This window comes from Rhizobium sp. NLR22b (genome assembly GCF_019685295.1).
Classification (GTDB): domain Bacteria; phylum Pseudomonadota; class Alphaproteobacteria; order Rhizobiales; family Rhizobiaceae; genus Rhizobium.
On the sequence record NZ_JABDWM010000003.1, the window covers coordinates 134,106 to 148,364 of the forward strand.

At 62.1% G+C, this 14,259-nt stretch carries 7 protein-coding genes; all 7 read right to left on the minus strand.

What is annotated here, in order from left to right; genetic code table 11:
• Positions 1-2: 2 nt before the first annotated feature.
• The 7 genes from glgC to HJC00_RS06800 all read right to left on the minus strand — a co-directional run bounded on the left by glgC (position 3) and on the right by HJC00_RS06800 (position 14,238).
• On the minus strand, positions 3-1,265 hold the full coding sequence (gene glgC / locus HJC00_RS06770) for a glucose-1-phosphate adenylyltransferase (RefSeq protein WP_221146397.1): 1,263 nt from the start codon (positions 1,263-1,265) through the stop codon (positions 3-5).
• Between the two features lie 18 nt (positions 1,266-1,283).
• The gene (glgB, locus tag HJC00_RS06775; protein WP_221163795.1) at positions 1,284-3,491 is read right to left on the minus strand and encodes a 1,4-alpha-glucan branching protein GlgB; all 2,208 of its coding nucleotides are present in this window, start codon (positions 3,489-3,491) and stop codon (positions 1,284-1,286) included.
• On the minus strand, positions 3,488-5,950 hold the full coding sequence (locus tag HJC00_RS06780) for a glycogen/starch/alpha-glucan phosphorylase (RefSeq protein WP_210629832.1): 2,463 nt from the start codon (positions 5,948-5,950) through the stop codon (positions 3,488-3,490). Before HJC00_RS06780 ends, glgB begins: the two co-directional genes overlap by 4 nt.
• Positions 5,951-6,224: 274 nt before the next feature.
• Entirely contained in the window at positions 6,225-7,457 is a 1,233-nt protein-coding gene (locus HJC00_RS06785; RefSeq protein WP_221163796.1) for a TadE/TadG family type IV pilus assembly protein, read from the minus strand.
• A 114-nt stretch (positions 7,458-7,571) separates the two neighbouring features.
• A complete protein-coding gene (locus HJC00_RS06790) occupies positions 7,572-8,459 on the minus strand; it encodes a transglutaminase family protein (RefSeq protein WP_210629834.1) in 888 nt (295 codons plus the stop codon).
• Positions 8,456-10,873 (minus strand): circularly permuted type 2 ATP-grasp protein, encoded by a 2,418-nt coding sequence (locus tag HJC00_RS06795; RefSeq protein WP_210629835.1) that lies wholly within the window; start codon positions 10,871-10,873, stop codon positions 8,456-8,458. Before HJC00_RS06795 ends, HJC00_RS06790 begins: the two co-directional genes overlap by 4 nt.
• Before the next feature lie 38 nt (positions 10,874-10,911).
• Complete coding sequence (locus HJC00_RS06800) at positions 10,912-14,238, minus strand: DUF2126 domain-containing protein (protein WP_221154531.1); 3,327 nt, start codon at positions 14,236-14,238, stop codon at positions 10,912-10,914.
• Positions 14,239-14,259: the final 21 nt, after the last annotated feature.

The following is a 14,259-nucleotide window of genomic DNA, read 5'->3' on the forward strand; positions in this document are numbered from 1 at the left end:
AGTCAGATATCCAGCTTGTCGATCATCGGTTGCGTGATCAGGCAGATGCCGCTTTCCGTCCGTCGGAAGCGCTTGGCGTCGAGCTCGGCGTCTTCGCCGACGACAAGGCCTTCCGGAATGACGACGCCATGGTCGATCACCACATTCTTGAGCTGTGCACGCCGTCCGATCTTCACGTTCGGCAGGATGACCGCCCCTTCCAGTTTGGAAAAGGAATTGGCCCTGACGCCGGTGAAGAGCAGGCTCTTATTGAGGCTGGCGCCCGAGATGATGCAGTCGCCCGAGACGACGGAGGAGGTGGCCGAGCCGCGGCGGTCGTCGTCGTCATGGACGAATTTCGCCGGCGGGGTGATCTCGGCATAGGTCCAGATCGGCCAGGACTTGTCGTAGATATCGAGTTCCGGGACGATGGCCGTCAGATCGATATTGGCCTGCCAGTAGGCGTCGATCGTGCCGACGTCGCGCCAGTAGGGCTCGTGTTCGAAATCGGAGCGGACGCAGGATTTGGCGAAGCGGTGGGCGACCGCCTTCCCGTTCTTGACGATATAGGGAATGATGTCCTTGCCAAAATCGCGGCTCGAGTTCGGGTCGGCGGCGTCGCGGCGCAGCGCATCGAGCAAGAACTTGGTGTGGAAGACGTAGATGCCCATTGAGGCGAGCGCGAAATCCGGCTTGTCCGGAATGCCCGGCGGATCGGCGGGCTTTTCGATGAAGGCGAAGATCTCGTCCTTTTCGTTGACATGCATGACGCCGAAGCCGGTTGCTTCCATGCGCGGCACTTCCAGGCAGCCGATCGTCACGTCCGCGCCGGAATCGACATGCTGCTGCAGCATGTATTCATAGTCCATCTTGTAGACATGGTCGCCGGCGAGAATGACCATGTATTCGACGCCGTAATCCTCGATAATATCGATGTTCTGATAAACGGCGTCGGCGGTGCCTTCATACCACTGCGTTTCGGAAACGCGCTGCGAGGCAGGCAGGATGTCGAAGCTTTCGTTTCGCTCAGGGCGGAAGAAGTTCCAGCCGCGCTGCATGTGACGGATCAGCGAATGCGCCTTGTATTGCGTCGCGACGCCGATGCGGCGAATGCCCGAGTTCAGCGCGTTCGACAGAGCGAAGTCGATGATGCGGGCCTTGCCGCCGAAATAGACGGCGGGCTTGGCGCGTCGGTCGGTGAGTTCCTTGAGACGGCTCCCCCTGCCGCCGGCCAGAACATAGGCCATTGCATCGCGGGCAAGTGGCTGAATACGCTTCTCTACCATTTTCTCCTCCCACCAGTCTTAATTTTCAGGTTCAAGCATGATTGTCGCCAAGGGCGGCAGCGTGATCGAGCAGGTGATATTGCCGCCGGCATCGACGGCCTGCACGCGTCCGCCATTGCCCTTGCCGCTGCCGCCATAGATGTCGGCATCGGTATTCAGAATCTCCCGCCAGCGGCCTGCAAGCGGCAGACGTATGAGATAATTCTCGCGATAGACGGGAGTAAAGTTGGTGATGACGACGATCGGCTTCTGGCCCGGGGCTTTGCGCTGCCAGGCGAAGACGGAATTCTCGCTGTCGTCGGCAATCAGCCATTCGAAGCCATCGCCCTCGCAGTCCCGCTCATGCAGGGCGGGCTTGCTGCGATAGGTGAAGTTGAGGTCGCGCACCAGACGCCGCATGCCCTCGTGCATACGGTATTGCAGCAGGTTCCAGTCGAGCGACCGATCCTCGCTCCACTCGCTCCACTGGGCGAATTCCTGGCCCATGAACAGGAGCTTCTTGCCGGGATAGCCCCACATATAAGCGTAATAGGCGCGCAGATTGGCGAACTTCTGCCAGTCGTCGCCCGGCATCTTGGCGATCAGCGAGCCCTTTCCGTGAACGACCTCGTCGTGCGACAGCGGCAGGACGAAATTTTCCGAATAGGCATAGAGGAGGCCGAAGGTGAGCTCGTTGTGGTGGTGCTTGCGGTGCACCGGGTCGCGCTTCATGTAGCTCAGCGTGTCATGCATGAAGCCCATGTTCCATTTGAAGCCGAAACCGAGGCCGCCTTCATGCACGGGTTGCGAAACCTTCGGCCAGGAGGTCGATTCCTCGGCGATGGTCATGACGTTGGAATGCTGGCCATAGATGCGGATGTTGAGGTCCTGCAGAAAACGGACAGCTTCGAGGTTCTCGTTGCCGCCATATTCGTTCGGGATCCATTCGCCATGCTTGCGGGAATAATCGAGATAGAGCATCGAGGCGACGGCATCGACGCGCAGGCCGTCGAGATGGAACTTCTCGGCCCAATAGAGGGCGTTGTTGACCAGATAGGAAACCACTTCGGTGCGGCCGAAATTATAGATCGCCGTGTTCCAGTCCGGATGGAAGCCCTTGCGCGGGTCTTCGTGCTCGTAGAGCGCCGTGCCGTCAAACCAGCCGAGTCCGTGTTCGTCGGTCGGGAAATGCGCCGGCACCCAGTCGAGAATGACGCCGATCCCGACCTTGTGGCAGCCGTTGACGAAACGGGCGAAGCCTTCCGGCTCGCCGAAGCGGGCGGTCGGTGCGTAAAGGCCCGTCGTCTGGTAGCCCCAGGAAGGGTCATAGGGATGTTCTGTGATCGGCAGGAATTCGATATGGGTGAAGCCCATGTCGACGCAATAGGGGATGAGGCTGGAGGCGAGCTCGTCCCAGGAAAGCATGGTGCCGTCCTGCCGGCGCTGCCAGGAGCCGGCATGCACCTCATAGATCGAGATCGGCTGACGGCGCTTGTCGATTTCGCGCCAGTGCTTCAGATGGGCCTCGTCCTCCCAGACCTGCTCCAGCTCGGCAGCGGCGATCGAGGCGGTCTTCGGTCTGAGCTCGCTGCGGCGGGCGAAGGGGTCGGCCTTCAGCGGCAGCAATACGCCGTCGTGGCCGCGGATCTCGAACTTGTAGGCGACGCCGAGCGGTACATCGGGAGCGAAGATTTCCCAGATGCCGCTGTCGGCGCGAAAGCGCATGACGTGGCGGCGGCCGTCCCAGCCGTTGAAATCGCCGACGACGGAGACGCGCTGGGCGTTCGGCGCCCAGACCGCGAAGTGGATGCCCTGGGCGCCGTCATGTTTGATGAGATGGGCGCCCATCTTGTCGAACAGGCGCAGATGTGAACCTTCGCGGGCGAAATAATCGTCCATCGGCCCGAGCACCGGCCCGAAGCTGTAGGGGTCGGTGACTGCCCATTCGGCATCGCCGCGCCGGGCGCGATAGCGCACCGGCTGCAGTTTGGCGAGCGAAACCGGCCCGGCGAAGAGGCCATCAGCGTGGAGCCGATTCAATTCGCCGATGACGCTGCCGTCGAGCGTCATGGCGGTCACTTCTTCCGCGCCCGAGATGAAACACCGGGCAACGAAAGCGTCGCCGGCTTGGTGCACACCTAGAACGGCAAAGGGATTGGAATGCGAACCGGCAAGGATCGCCGTGATTTCATCTGCCGAAATTTCCCAGGAAAGCTTTACTTCAGGGACGGTTTTCGGCGTTTTCATCCGGCTCTCCAGATTTCGTCTGCATATTGCCTGATCGTGCGATCGGAGGAGAACCAGCCCATCCGTGCGGTATTGTTGATCGTCTTCGTGTACCAGGCGGACTGGTTGGTCCAGATCTGATCGACGTCGCGCTGGGCCTGGGCATAGGCGTCGAAATCGGCGGCGACCATGAACCAGTCATGCGAATAGATGCCGTCGATCAGCGCCGCGTAGCGATTGCGGTCATCGGGTGAGAAGACGCCGGAACCGATGGCCGAGAGCGCCTGGGAGAGTTCGCGGGATCCCTCGATAATGGCGCGGGGGTTGTGGCCATCGCTGCGGACCTTGGCGACCTCATCGGCCCTGAGGCCGAAGATGACGATGTTGTCTTCGCCGACATTGTCGCGCATTTCGACATTGGCGCCGTCGAGCGTGCCGATCGTCAGCGCGCCGTTGAGGCCGAACTTCATGTTGCCGGTGCCTGAGGCTTCCATGCCGGCGGTCGAGATCTGCTCGGAAAGGTCGGCGGCGGGAACCATGACCTCGGCGAGCGAGACATTGTAGTTGGGCACGAAGACGACCTTCAGCAGGCCGCGCACCGATGGGTCGTTGTTGATCGTGCGGGCGACGTCGTTGATCAGTTTGATGATCAGCTTGGCGTTGTAATAGCTCGGCGCCGCCTTGCCGGCGAAGAGTTTGACGCGCGGCACCCAATCGAGCTCGGGATGCGAGCGGATCTGGTCGTAGAGGGCAACCGCTTCGATGATGTTCAGAAGCTGGCGCTTGTATTCATGGATGCGTTTGATCTGGATGTCGAACATCGCCGACGGATCGAGCTTCACGCCCATCCGGCTGGCGACGAGGTTGGAAAGCGCCACCTTGTTGGCCCGCTTCACCGCGGCGAACTTCTGCTGGAAGCTCGGATCGGAAGCATGCGCCTCGAGCGGGCGCAGCTTCTCGGCATCATCGAGGAACGCATCGCCGATCGCCTCGCGGATCAGACCGGTGAGGCCGGGATTGCACTGCTGCAGCCATCGGCGCGGCGTGATGCCGTTGGTCTTGTTGTTGATGCGGTCGGGATAGAGCTTGTGCAGGTCGGCAAAGACCGTGACCTTCATCAGGTCGGTGTGCAGGGCCGAGACGCCGTTGATCGAGTGCGAGCCGATGAAGGCGAGATTGCCCATGCGCACGCGGCGGTCGCCGCTTTCCTCGATCAGCGAGATCGAACGGATCTCGCTGTCGGAGAAGTTCTTGCCCTTGCGGGCTTCGAGCAGAATCTTGGCATTGATCGCGTAGACGATCTGCATGTGGCGCGGCAGCAGCCGCTCGAACAGCGGAACCGGCCAGCTTTCCAGCGCTTCCGGCAGAAGCGTGTGGTTGGTGTAGGAGAAGGTGCGGCGGGTGATATCCCAGGCCTGGTCGAAATCCATGCCGTGCACGTCACAGAGCAGACGCACGAGCTCGGCGACCGAGACGGCCGGATGGGTGTCGTTCAACTGAATGGCCACCTTGTCTGGCAGCGAGGTGAAATCGTCATATTGCTGCAGGTGGCGGCGCAGAATGTCCTGCAGCGAGGCCGAGGAGAAGAAGAATTCCTGGCGCAGCCGCAATTCCTGGCCGGCAGGGGTAGCGTCGGCAGGATAGAGGACGCGGGTCAGGCTCTCGGCCTTGTTGCTTTCGCGCAGCGCGCCGATGTGGTCGCCGGCGTTGAAGGCATCGAGCAGGATTGGGTCGATCGGCTGCGCTGACCAGAGGCGCAACGTGTTGACGCGTTTTCCCCGCCAGCCGACGACCGGCGTGTCGAAGGCGGCGGCGATAACGCGCTCGGCCGGCTTCCAGACGTAGCGCGGCTGGTCGTCATGGGTGGTGATGAATTCAACGGCGCCGCCGAAACCGATTTCATAGGCGCTCTCGCGCCGTTCGAATTCCCAGGGATTGCCGTGGGCGAGCCAGTTCTCCGGCAGTTCCACCTGCCAGCCGTCGGCCATCTGCTGGCGGAACAGGCCGTGGACGTAGCGGATGCCGTAGCCATAGGCCGGAACATCGACCGTCGCCATGCTTTCCATGAAACAGGCGGCCAGACGGCCGAGGCCGCCATTGCCGAGCGCGGCGTCCGGCTCCAGACCGGCGATGACGTTGACGTCAACGCCGAGGGAGCTCAGCGCATCGCGCACCTCTTCCATCAGGCCGAGGTTCGAGACGGCATCGCGCATCAGGCGGCCGATCAGAAACTCGAGAGAAAGATAATAGACGCGCTTGGCTCCGGTCGCATAGACCTCACGGGTGGAGGCCATCCACTTGTCGATGATGCGGTCGCGCACCACCAGGATCGTCGCTGTCAGCCAGTCATGCGGCTTTGCCACCTTGGCATCCTTGCCGATGCGATAGGTCAGGCGTTCGATGATTTCTTCGGCGAGAATTTCCGGCCTTGAGCTGCGGGGAGCGGGAGAGGGGATAACCGGCTTGGAAACGGTATTCATGGTCAGATCTCGCCAATTTTAATTTTGTATCAGGGTGTTATGCCTGATTTAATCGATTTGTCGCCTGCGCTTGCGACAGTTTATGCATCGTTGGGAAGCACTTGCAACAAAGGATTTGGACAAACGGAAAATTTGGGAAACCGTCATATTCACATTGCCGGGGAGGATTGATTTCAATCGCCTTTCCCGATCTGCTGGCCGGCAGCGACAGCCGAAAGCCGCACCGGGTTGTTCCGGCGCGGCTTTCCTTTGCCCCTTTTTCGTGGCGGTATGCTCAGTTCGTCAGACGTGTCAGCTGAGCGGAGGCTTTCGCACCGATCGCCTTAAAGGCGGCAAGGAGGTCTTCCATTTTTTCAGCTTGGAAATAATGGGAGTCGTCGGAGGCGCAATAATGCAGCAGCGTCTGTCCGCCAGCGGGTGCCATAAAGGCAATCGTATAGATTTCGATGCCCTTGGACTTCGCCGTGTCACATGTTGCCTTGGTCAGGGTGTCATATGAACGGCCGCCGCTGCTATCGTTGTTGTTGTCTCCGTCTGTCATGAAGACGATGTACTTTTTGGGTATTTGGCCAGTCTTCAGCTTATGGGCGGCGTCCTCGGCATCGTTCCCCGCGGCATTTTTTGCCGTCAGGGATGAATAGGCCGTGCTCATCGCGCCGCTCGAATTGGTGCCGCCTCCTGACTGAAGCGCATTGACGTAGCTCGATACACCGGCAGTCCCCCAGGCGAGACTACTGGGTGTATATTGAACGATATCGTAAGAGACTGCGCCAGTGCGTACGTATTGGGCGTTGGGATCGGCGCTGCTCAACTGGCCGAAGAGATTGCCGGCGGCGATCTTCAGCGCCTCTATTTTCGTATAGTAGTTCGTGCGGCTGCCCGTGCAGGTGTCGTGAATGGTCTTGCCGTGCTTGTTCAAATGAGGATTGCAGTCATAGGTGTACGATTCCGTCGGATCTTCCTCGTTAACTGTCGCGGTATCCTCTCCCATCGATCCCGATTTATCGAGCGCCAGATACATCGAGATGGAGCCCTGGGTCTGCGAATGGCCGCCAACAGTGGTGCCGGAAGCCGAGAGGTGTTGCGTGCTGAAGCCGACCGCCTGCATGAGTGGGTTGACCGTGAGGTCGTAACTCGGCGAAACCGTCACTTGGTAGGATGTCGATTTGCCCGAAGTCGTCGTTTGGACATTGACGCTCGTCGTGCTCTTGATGTCGGCACCGCTCTGCAGATAATTCGCCATCTGCCCCGCGACGAAATTCCGGGCGAAGGCTTCGGCGCCAGACGTTTGGATCGTGCCATTCGCCAGTGCGGTGGCGGTCGCAAGCGCGGCTGAGTCGGCCGCCTCCTGCAATTGCTGTTTCGAGAGGAGCATATCACCGACCTGGATCGCCATGCCGGCAGCGCCGAGAAGAACCGGCGCCAAGATCGCCGTCATGATACCGAAATTACCGCCTCGATCGCTGAACATGCGACGCAGGCAGGGATGCAAAATGGAGGTGCTCATCATGTTCACCCAACTGGAAACCCTGTGAGGTGATTTACGCACGCTGCTTCTTTACGCCGCCCTTACGGCGTCAATAGACTTTTAACGAATCGGCTGATTTTTCCAGTTTTGGGATCATTTCAGCGGGATTACGTCGACCGCCTGAACGGCACGTTGACCGCCGTAGCTTTTCAAAACGCCGATAACGGGAACCACGTCGGAATAGTCCCGGCCATAGGCGACGACGATATGATCCGTGCCGGCAGGGATGTCGTTGGTCGGGTCGAGCTCGATCCAGCCGATCGTCTCGCCGCACCAGGCCCGCACCCAGGCATGCATCGCATCTGCTCCTTCCAGCCGTTCCTTGCCGGGCGGTGGAATGGTACGCAGGAAGCCGGAGACGTAACCGGCCGGGATGCCGAGGCTTCTGAGCGCCAGAATCATGACGTGGGTGAAATCCTGGCAGACGCCGCGCTTCAGCCTGAACGCTTCGAGCGGGGTCGTGTCCACCGTCGTCGCGTCGGAATCGTAAGTGAAATCCTTATTGATGCGGGCGCAGAGCGCATGGGCGATCTGCACGACTGTCAGCCGGGGCGTGACGCAGCTTCGTGCATAATCGCCAATCTCGCGGGCCTGGGTCAGGCGCGGGCTGTCGCCGAGAAAGTGATGCGGTGAATCCGGCGCCAGTGACCAGACGCCTGATATTTCCTCCGGCAGCCCGGCAAGCAGCGGCGAGAAATCGGCGGCGATCGGCTGGCTTTCGACCTGCACACGGGCCTGCATGCGAATGTCGAGCGTCTCATGCGCCGTCCGCAGCATGAAGGAGGTGGCGGGGTGTTGAAAGAAGTCGACGAAATGCGACTGCTCGTCCGGCGTCGGCGAGACGGTGATCGAGCCGGCGACCAGGCGTTGCCGGTTGGCGAGCGACAACGGCATCAGGCGCATGATATGGCGAGCGCCGGAGGCCGGCACGTCGTAGCTGTAACCCATGCGGAGCGAGAGATCGTAAAGCACTGCCGTCACCCGAGATAGGTCTGGGCGAGCAGATCCGAAAGCTGCTCCAACTCGCGTTCGAGCCGCTGGTAGACCTCGACCCCCATGCCCTCGGGCGTCATCACCGCCAGACCGGAATGAAGCCGCATCGCCTCGCGGTAGAAGGGCGACATCTGCCCATTGATCAGGGCGTTCGGCAATTGCTCGACCTCATGATGGATCTCGTTCACCTGGAAGAGGACTGAGCGGGGGTTGAGAGGGTCGAGCGCCAACAGGTCGGTGACGGTCAGCCGCGCGGTGTTGACGTTGTAGCGGCGGCGATGGGTCATGACGCTGTCGCCGATCTCCAGCAGCATGTCCAGCGCGCCGTCGGGTGCTTCTGGTCCGGACATGTGGCCGAGCAGGCGCGTCATGTGCAGGCCGCGCTCGATATAGCGGCCGAGCGAGAGAAAACGCCAGCCCATGAAGCGGTACATGTTTTCGTGCACGAGGCCGGCAAAGCCGGCGAGCTTGCGCAAGAGAATTGTCATCGCATGACTGGCGTCATCGCCGGCAGTGACGGTGGCGTGAAAGCGGCGGGCGGTCTTGGCGAGATCGTTGAGGGCGAGCCAACCATCGGGCGAGAAGCGGTCGCGGATGTTGCTCGCCGAATAGACGGCGCTGTCGATGTTGCGCAGGAGCCTTTCGGGCACGGGCTCGGCGGTATCGATGTCGACGGCCGCGAGATAGGCGGAGACGTCGGCGAGCAGCGGCTGGCCCGGATCGGCGGCTTCGGCAAAACGCGCATGCCAGGCGCGCAGGATGCGCAGCGCCCCTTCGGCACGTTCGATGTAGCGGCCGAGCCAGAACAGGTTGTCGGCCGCCCGGCTCGGCAGGCTGCCAGGCATGTTGCGGGTGAAGCTGCCTTCTGCCGGCAGCAGCGTGTGGCGCTCGACCGGCTTGTCGCTGACGATCCAGACGTCGGCAGCTGCACCGCCAGACTGCATGGCGATCGCCGAGACGTCGGCGCCGGAGCCGATGCGGGCAAAACCGCCGGGCATGATCTGCCAGCCGTTTGCCGTGCGGGCAGCGAAAACGCGCAGCGACATCGGCCGCGGCACGAGTTTGCCATTCACCCAGGCGGGCGTCGTCGACAGCGTGACGACTTCCTGGCCGACCAGCTTCGGGCCGTCCGAATTCAGCCAGTCGGCGATGGAATCTTTGGCGGTCGCCCGCAGCGACGAGCCGAGCACGGATTCGCCGTTGTCGTCGAAGAAGGGCGCACGGGAATAGGCCGGGCCGATCACCATTTTCTCGATATTCTTGGCGACCTGCTCGCGCTCTTCCTTCTGGCCGCACCACCAGGTGGCGATCGACGGCAGTTTCAGATCCTGCCCCAGCAAATGCCGGCAGATGGTCGGCATGAAGGCTAGAAGCGCCCGGGTTTCCAGAATCCCCGTTCCGAGCGCGTTGACGATGGTGACGCTTTCAGCGCGCAGCGCCTCTACCAGACCGGGCGTGCCGATATGTGAATTCTGGTTCAGCTCCAGCGGGTCGGCAAAGGCTGAATCGAGGCGGCGCCAGAGCACGCCGATCGGCTTCAGGCCGGCGACAGTGCGCACCATGACGCGGCCCTTGACGACAGCGAGATCCTCACCCTCGAGCAGCATGAAGCCGAGATAGCGGGCAATGTAGGCGTGTTCGTAATAGGTCTCGTTGGCCGGGCCTGGCGTCAACACTGCGATGCGGTCGTCGCCCGAATGTTTCATGTCCTGCAGCGCATCACGGAAGGCGCCGAAGAAGGAGGCGAGGCGGTGGACGGGCGTTTCGGCGTAGACATCCGAGAAGGCCCGGGTCGTCGCGACGCGGTTTTCAAGCGCAAAGCCCGCGCCGGAGGGAGCCTGGGTGCGGTCTGCCAGCACCCACCAGTTGCCGTCAGGCCCGCGGCCGATCTCGAAGGCGCAGAAGTGAAGATAGTGGCCGGATGCCGGCCGGATGCCGGCCAGCGGGCGCTGATATTCAGGATTGGCGGCGATCAGCGCCGGCGGCAGGAATCCTTCCTCCACCAGCCGGTTCTCGCCGTAGATATCGGCAATGATCGCCTCCAGCAGGTCGGCGCGCTGGACAAGGCCCGCCGACAGCGCCTGCCATTCGCGTTCATCGATCAGCACGGGAATATGCGAGATCGGCCAGGCCCGTTCGCCGGTGCCCTTGCTGCCATAGGCGCGATAGAAGACGCCGGCATCCCTGAGATAGCGGTCGGCGCGGGCGAAACGCTCGGCGAGATCCTTTTCCGGCATTGCGCCGAGATGCGAGAGGAAACGCTGCCAGACGGGGCGGACCGCGCCCTTATTGTCGACCATTTCGTCGGCGGAGCCAGGAAGCGTCGCATAGTCGAAGGCCGCATCCTTGCCGATGCGATCTCCAGCCTCTTCCCTGCGCTCCGCTGCCGGTCTCTTACCCATCAAAACCCAACCTCACCCTCGGCCTTTACCCCGGGGCCTCAAATGCCGGCGGGCCGCCTCAGATCCAGCGTCAGCGGGAATTCAGGCGAACCCGTCTCGGCGCGCGGAATAAACCCGCCCGCCGTATGCCCCCACGGCTCGAAGCGGGCGAGCCGCCTTGCTTCCGCCTCGTTGCCGTTGACCGGGAAGGTGTCATAGGTCCGGCCGCCCGGATGGGCAACATGATAGATGCAGCCGCCAATCGAACGCTTCGACCATGTATCATAAATGTCAAAAGTCAAAGGTGTGTTGATCGGCAACACCGGATGCAAGCCGGAGGCCGGCTGCCATGCCTTATAGCGGACGCCGGCGACCGATACGCCCGACGTGCCGGTCGGCGTCAGCGGCAGGACGCGGCCGTTGCAGGTGACGGTGTAGCGCGCGGTATTGCTGGTTTCGAAGCGTAGCTGCAGGCGTTCGACGGACGAATCGACATAGCGTACCGTGCCGCCGATCGCGCCTTGCTCACCCATGACGTGCCAGGGTTCCAGCGCCTGGCGCAGTTCCAGCTTCGAGCCCTCGTATTCGACTTCGCCGCAGAAGGGGAAGCGAAATTCGAGCTGGGCCTTGAACCATTCCGGGCTGACGTCGAAACCGTTTTGGCGAAGGTCGGCAAGCACGTCGAGGAAATCGGCCCAGACGAAATGCGGCAGCATGAAACGGTCGTGCAGGGTCGTGCCCCAGCGGACGAACTTGCCGTCGACCGGGTTGACCCAGAAGCGGGCGATCAGCGCGCGCACCAGCAACTGCTGGGCAAGCGACATGCGTGCGTTCGGCGGCATCTCGAAGCCGCGGAACTCGATGAGACCCAACCTGCCGGTCGGGCCGTCGGGCGAAAACAGCTTGTCGATGCAGATCTCGGCGCGGTGGGTGTTGCCGGTGACGTCGGTCAAGAGATTGCGGAATAGCCGGTCGACGAGCCAGGGCAGCGGTGGCTGGCCGCGGCCGGGCGCGGCGATCTGCGCCATGGCGATTTCCAGCTCGTAGAGGCTGTCGTGACGGGCTTCATCGATGCGCGGCGCCTGGCTGGTCGGGCCGATGAACATGCCGGAGAAGAGGTAGGAGAGCGAGGGGTGGCGCTGCCAATGGAGGACGACGCTCTTCAAGAGATCGGGACGGCGCAGGAAGGGGCTGTTGTTCGGATTGGCGCTGCCGACGACGACATGGTTGCCGCCGCCTGTCCCGGTATGACGACCGTCGATCATGAACTTATCGGCGCCGAGCCGGGTGGCGCGCGCCTCCTCGTAGATCGCCGTGGTGATATCGACGCATTCCTTCCAGTTCGAGGCCGGATGGATATTGACCTCGATGACGCCGGGATCGGGAGCGACGCGGATGACATTGATGCGCTCGTCCTGCGGCGGCGGGTAACCTTCGATATGGACCGGAAGCTTCAGTTCGGCGGCGGCGTTTTCGGCCGCGGCGATCAGCTCAAGATAATCCTCGATGCGTTCGACCGGCGGCATGAAGACGCAGAGCCTGCCGTCGCGCGGTTCGACCGACATAGCGGTGCGCACGGCGCCGGCGATGTCGCCGAGCGTCTGTTCGATCCGGCTGCGATTGCTCTCGCCTGCTTGGAAGGAGGCTTCCGGCATGGCCCGACCGGCCGGTACAAAAACGTCCGGCAGCGGTTCACGCGGGATCGTCGGATCGGCGGGATAGATATAGGGATAACGCGCCGGGGGCACATAGGGCAGGGTGCCGAGCGGCAGACGATAGCCGATCGGACTGTCGCCTGGAACGAGGAAGATCCTGCCGCGGCGGGTGTTCCATCTCTCGCTGATCCACACACGGCTTTCAGCCGCCCTGGCGTTCCATGCCTGGACCGGAAGGACGTAACCTGTGGGGACGGTCAGGCCGCGGGCAAACACCCGGGCGATACGGTTGCGCTCCTCGGGATCCTTCAGCTTCGAATTCGCCGGATCGACGTTTTCGGGGAGGTTGCCCTCCTTGATGATCCAGTCGGCCGGATCCTCATAGGCCGGCTGCACCATGTCAGGCTTGATCGCCAATTCTTTTGCGATGGCCGTCAGAAACTTCTCGGCATCCTCTGCGGTGACGCCGGTGTCCTTGCCCTCGGCGGCGACCAGATCGAGGTTCTGCCAGACCGGTTTGCCGTCGCGGCGCCAGTAGAGCGAGAAGGTCCAGCGCGGCAGGCTTTCACCCGGATACCATTTGCCCTGGCCGTAATGCAGGAAGCCGCCGGGGGCGAAGCGTTCCTGCAGCCTGCGGATCAGGCTGTCGGCTTTTTCGCGCTTGGCCGGGCCGACGGCGGCGGTGTTCCATTCCTCGGACTGGAAATCGTCGATCGAGACGAAGGTCGGCTCGCCGCCCATCGTCAGATGCACATCCTCGGCTTCGAGGACACGGTCGACTTTCTCGCCGAGTTCGTTGAGCTCATCCCAGCTTTCATCGGAGAAGGGCTTGGTGATGCGCGGATGTTCGGCGACGCGCGAGACCTTCATATCGAAGGCGAATGCGGTTTCGGCCTCGCCGAAATAGCCGCCGGAAATCGGGGCGGCGTTGCGGTAATGCGGCGTTGCTGCAAGTGGGATATGGCTTTCGCCGGTCAGAAGGCCGGAGGTCGGATCGAGGCCGACCCAGCCGGCACCGGGCAGATAGACCTCGGCCCAGGCATGCAGGTCGGTGAAATCGACTTCGGTGCCGGAAGGGCCGTCGAGCGCCTTCAGATCCGGGGTCAGCTGGATGAGGTAACCGGAGACGAAGCGGGCGGCAAGGCCGAGGTGGCGCAGGATCTGGACGAGCAGCCAGCTGGTGTCACGGCAGGAGCCCTTGGCGCTTTCCAGCGTCTCTTCCGGCGTCTGCACGCCGGTTTCCAGGCGGATGACATAGCCGATCTGCCGCTGCAGGCGGGCATTCAGACCGACGACCATATCGATCGTTGGCTGGCCCGGCGACCAGTCGAGCGTCGGCAGCAGCGCTTTCAGGCGCGGACCGGCCGGTTCCGGCGTCATGTAGATCGACAGATCCTCGCGAATCGTTTCAGGATAGTCGAACGGCCACCTGGTCGCCTCCTCCTCGACGAAGAAGTCGAAGGGATTATAGACCGTCATGTCGGCAACTAGGTCGACCTCGATCTTGAACTCGGTCACGGGGTCGGGGAAGACGTAGCGGGCGAGGTAGTTGCCGTAGGGGTCCTGCTGCAGGTTGATGAAGTGGTTGGCGGGCGTGACCTTCAGCGAGTGGCTGAGCACGCGTGTCTTCGAATGCGAGGCCGGTTTCAACCGGATGATCTGTGGGCCGAGGCGGACCGGTTTGTCGTAGGTATAGTGCGTCAGGTGATAGATGCTGGCTTTGATCGACATATTGCTCTTTTTATCCGGCGC